Annotated in this window: 1 protein-coding gene; it reads left to right on the top strand. The window is 73.7% G+C overall.

Annotation, left to right across the window (positions count from 1 at the left end):
* Nucleotides 1–2,024 (top strand): bifunctional aldolase/short-chain dehydrogenase (locus tag ACI79C_RS25195; RefSeq protein ID WP_456948440.1); only part of this gene is annotated, 2,024 nt, incomplete at both ends.

Raw genomic sequence — 2,024 nt, 5'->3', positions numbered from 1 at the left:
AACCCCGTGGTCAGTGAGCTGATCGGGCGGAGCAACCGGCTGGGTGGCGATCCGCGGAACACCAACTACGCGGGGGGGAACACCTCGGCCAAGGGTGCCGGGGTCGATCCGGTGACCGGGGGTCCGGTGGAGTTGTTGTGGGTGAAGGGCTCGGGGGGTGATCTGGGCACGCTGAGCGAGGCGGGGCTGGCGGTGTTGCGGCTGGACCGGTTGCGGGCGCTGGTGGAGGTCTATCCGGGGGTGGAGCGGGAGGACGAGATGGTGGCGGCGTTCGACTTCTGCCTGCACGGGCGGGGTGGGGCGGCGCCGTCGATCGACACGGCGATGCACGGGCTGGTCCAGGCCGCGCACGTGGACCATCTGCATCCCGATTCGGGGATCGCGCTGGCCACGGCGGCCGAGGGGGAGGCGCTGACCCGGGAGTGTTTCGGGGACCGGGTGGTGTGGGTGCCCTGGCGGCGGCCGGGGTTCCAGCTGGGCCTGGACATCGCCGCGATCGCGAGGGAGCACCCGCAGGCGATCGGCTGCGTGCTGGGCGGGCACGGGATCACCGCCTGGGGGGCGACCGGCGAGGCGTGCGAGGCCAACTCGCTGGAGATCATCCGCACCGCGGAGCGGTTCCTGGCCGAGCGGGGCAGGCCCGAGCCGTTCGGTGCGGTGGTGCCCGGCTTCGAGGCGCTGGACCCCGCCGAGCGCCGGCACCGCGCCGCGGCGCTGGCGCCGGTGATCCGCGGGCTGGTGAGCACCGACCGCCCGCAGGTGGGGCACTTCACCGACACCGAGGTGGTGCTGGAGTTCCTGTCCCGGGAGAAGCTGCAGCCCTTGGCCGCGCTGGGCACGAGCTGTCCGGACCACTTCCTGCGCACCAAGGTGCGCCCGCTGGTGGTCGATCTGCCCGGTACCGCGCCGGTGGCCGAGGTGATCGCCCGGCTGCGGGAGCTGCACCAGGCCTACCGGGCCGGGTACGCGGCCTACTACGCCCGGCACGCCACGCCGGACTCCCCGCCGATGCGGGGGGCCGATCCGGCGATCGTGCTGGTGCCCGGGGTGGGCATGTTCAGCTTCGGCGCGACCAAGCAGACCGCCCGGGTGGCCGGGGAGTTCTACCTCAACGCGATCAACGTGATGCGCGGCGCCGAGGCCGTCTCCAGCTACGCCCCGATCGACGAGGCCGAGAAGTTCCGCATCGAGTACTGGGCGCTGGAGGAGGCCAAGCTCGCCCGGCTGCCGGCGCCCAAGCCGCTGGCCACCCGCATCGCGCTGGTCACCGGCGCGGCCTCGGGGATCGGCCGGGCGATCGCCCACCGGCTGGCCGCCGCCGGCGCCTGCGTCATCGTCGCCGACCTGGACGCGGGCCAGGCCACCGCCGCCGCCGCGGAGATCGGCGGCCCGGATGTGGCCGTCGGCGTCGCCGCCGACGTGTCCGATGCCGAGGCCGTCGCCGAGGCCTTCCGCGCGGCGGTGCTGGCCTTCGGCGGGGTGGACCTGGTGGTCAACAACGCCGGGCTGTCGATCTCCAAGCCGCTGCTGGAGACCACCGAGGCCGACTGGGACCTGCAGCACGACGTGATGGCCAAGGGCAGCTTCCTGGTCTCCCGCGCGGCCGCCGCGCTGATGATCGAGCAGGGCATGGGCGGGGACATCGTCTACATCTCCTCCAAGAACGCCGTGTTCGCCGGGCCGGCCAACATCGCCTACTCCTCGACCAAGGCCGACCAGGCCCACCAGGTGCGGCTGCTGGCCGCCGAACTGGGCGAGCACCAGATCCGGGTCAACGGGATCAACCCCGACGGCGTGGTCCGCGGCTCGGGCATCTTCGCCGGCGGCTGGGGCGCCCAGCGCGCGGCGGTCTACGGCGTGCCCGAGGAGGAACTGGGCGCCTTCTACGCCCAGCGCACCCTGCTCAAGCGCGAGGTCCTGCCCGACCACGTCGCCGACGCCGTCTACGCCCTCACCGCCGGGGACCTGTCCCGCACCACCGGCCTGCACATCCCCGTCGACTCCGGCGTCGCCGCCGCCTTCCT

This window comes from Geodermatophilus sp. SYSU D00697 (genome assembly GCF_054050175.1).
Note: the sequence above shows the minus strand (reverse complement) of the source record. Positions and strands in the feature narration are given on the sequence as shown.